Origin of the sequence: Kitasatospora sp. NPDC059817, from assembly GCF_042731835.1 — a bacterium.
Taxonomy (GTDB): domain Bacteria; phylum Actinomycetota; class Actinomycetes; order Streptomycetales; family Streptomycetaceae; genus Kitasatospora.
Map to the genome: position 1 here is coordinate 1 of NZ_JBHWIR010000400.1, position 2,019 is coordinate 2,019.

At 45.6% G+C, this 2,019-nt stretch carries 3 protein-coding genes; all 3 read right to left on the reverse strand.

All coding sequences use genetic code 11. The annotated features are described in order from the left end of the window. Nucleotides 1-156 precede the first annotated feature (156 nt). Nucleotides 157-933: a glucosaminidase domain-containing protein gene (locus ACFV61_RS35725; RefSeq protein ID WP_376642730.1), complete on the reverse strand. Its 777-nt coding sequence runs from the start codon at nt 931-933 to the stop codon at nt 157-159. A gap of 5 nt (nt 934-938) precedes the next feature. Beyond that, the gene (locus ACFV61_RS35730; RefSeq protein WP_376642732.1) at nt 939-1,157 is read right to left on the reverse strand and encodes a hypothetical protein; all 219 of its coding nucleotides are present in this window, start codon (nt 1,155-1,157) and stop codon (nt 939-941) included. A gap of 13 nt (nt 1,158-1,170) precedes the next feature. After that, a partial coding sequence (locus ACFV61_RS35735) for a hypothetical protein (protein ID WP_380496331.1) occupies nt 1,171-2,019 on the reverse strand: 849 nt, incomplete at its 5' end.

The following is a 2,019-nucleotide window of genomic DNA, read 5'->3' on the forward strand; positions in this document are numbered from 1 at the left end:
ACATTTAACCCGCTAACTCTCAAAAATAAAAAATCCCTCCGGATATATTTCCAGCGGTTTGTGTATCGGGCGTGACTCTATTGTTACAGATAGAATAGAAGTCTTCCGCGGCTCCTATTCTACTTAATTTTAACAAATGTTAGTATATATTGTAAATTATTTCACCCTTAACCGTTGACCGACATAAATCTTATTCGCATCCGGGATACGATTAACTGTGGTCAATGTCTTAACGGACACACCGAATTTCTTACCAATTTTCGTCAGGTTGTCGCCCGCCTTTACGGTGTAGAATGTACCGCCGGATGGTGCGGCTCCTGATACCTTCAGGACTTGACCAACACGAATCATATTAACATCTTTAATACCGTTCACTTTCGCCAACTCCTTCACTGACGTATTATATTTCTTTGCAATTGCTGTCAATGTGTCACCCGCCTTAACGGTATATGTCGAGCCGGACGACTTGGCAGGTTTCGCCTTCACTGCGGCTTTGTTCCCGACCTTATCGTATTTCGTCAGCCCGTGGGCTTCGATTGTGGCGATAAGCTTCTTCGCATAGTTCGGGTCTGTCGCATATCCACCCTTTTGGATGGCGGCACAAGCTTGTACATAGTTCGTTTCCCCGACAACAGCCTTATAACGGTCAAGACGGTTATAGAGGTTCACAAGGTCTATGATAGAATCGCGAACAGACTTATACGCCCGGAACCCTGCTTTGATTGTTTTATCGACCCCGTTTAAAACCTCCCACGTGCCCATATGAACGGTTCCAGCGTTCCCGATACCTTTTATACCAAACAGGTTATTTGCACGCGTAGCAAGCCCGGATTTGCCCCAATTTGACTCATGTATGGCTTGTGCTGTGATAACTGAAGGTAAAACTCGACTTACACCGTATAATTTTTGTGCTTCACTTGCAACATTCTCCATGAAACTCATTCTTTTACACTCTCCCTCATTTGTTGTCTCATTTCATTTATTTGTTCGTCTGAAGCGGATTCAATCCATAGTTTTCTATCCTTCTGAAATTGCGCCCGCCAATATCCCGGCGGCTGTACGGTTGTCGCATTATCCGGTACGGAATCAGCCGGAACAATTTCAGGATAGTCGAAGATGAAATCCGAATCATATACGAATACTTGTATCATTTCCATTGCTCCAACCCTCCTAGTAAGGCACTGCCGCGTCTAATGACCAACTGGACACGGCGGACTGATTGTTTCCTGAAAAGCCGACAAACGCCAGTTTACCGTCAGTGTTGATATAAAATTTTGTGAAGCCTGTCGTTCCGTATGCTGTTGCCATGACCGCCTTTTTGTCTGACGGTGAATATGACGCGGGCAATTGTGCAAAGTCAACGCCGAGGTCACACGCCACGTCACCTTTTAGCATGAGGATGTTTCCCCAGCGGGTATACTGCGGTGTTCTTCCTGACGCCTTTGCTCCATTCAATAACGGAAGGTTATACCATGTGAGCGCCATAAAATCATTTTGTGTAAACAGCTGTCGCCAACCCCTGAATACATTGTCAGTGTGTATAACACCAATCCATGACGTATTATCATAGGAACGTGTCAGAACCAATTTCCGCAGACCGTTTGGCGCTGGTAGAATGTCGAGATAGTACCAAGAAGCGTCACCCGGTAACGGTAGTTGATTCCATCCTGTCCCATAATAAAAACCGGGTGGTGCGGTGAATATGCTGTCAGCTGAAGCCAACCGTTTCCGCATTCCTTCAGCATCCGTTAATGCATATTTCTGTGAGAAGTTTTGAACCCCGATAACATCCTGAAGCGATAGATTCGTTGTCTGTAAATCCTTTTGCAGCTGTGTCGCATCCGTAGCAGCTTGATTCCATTTCAAACGTTCAGAATCCGAGACGTGAGGTTTAGCATTTGCGATATGGTTCTTCAGGTTTGTTTCTGATGTCGTCACCCTGTCACTCATACCGTCCCACTTGGTACGGTCTTCAGACGATACGTGTTTGGTCGTGTCCTTTACATGAGCGTCCAAGAC

Coding starts and splice junctions, on each gene's coding strand:
- ACFV61_RS35725 (WP_376642730.1), bottom strand. CDS start 933: ATGGAGAATGTTGCAAGTGAAGCACAAAAATTATACGGTGTAAGTCGA.
- ACFV61_RS35730 (WP_376642732.1), bottom strand. CDS start 1,157: ATGGAAATGATACAAGTATTCGTATATGATTCGGATTTCATCTTCGAC.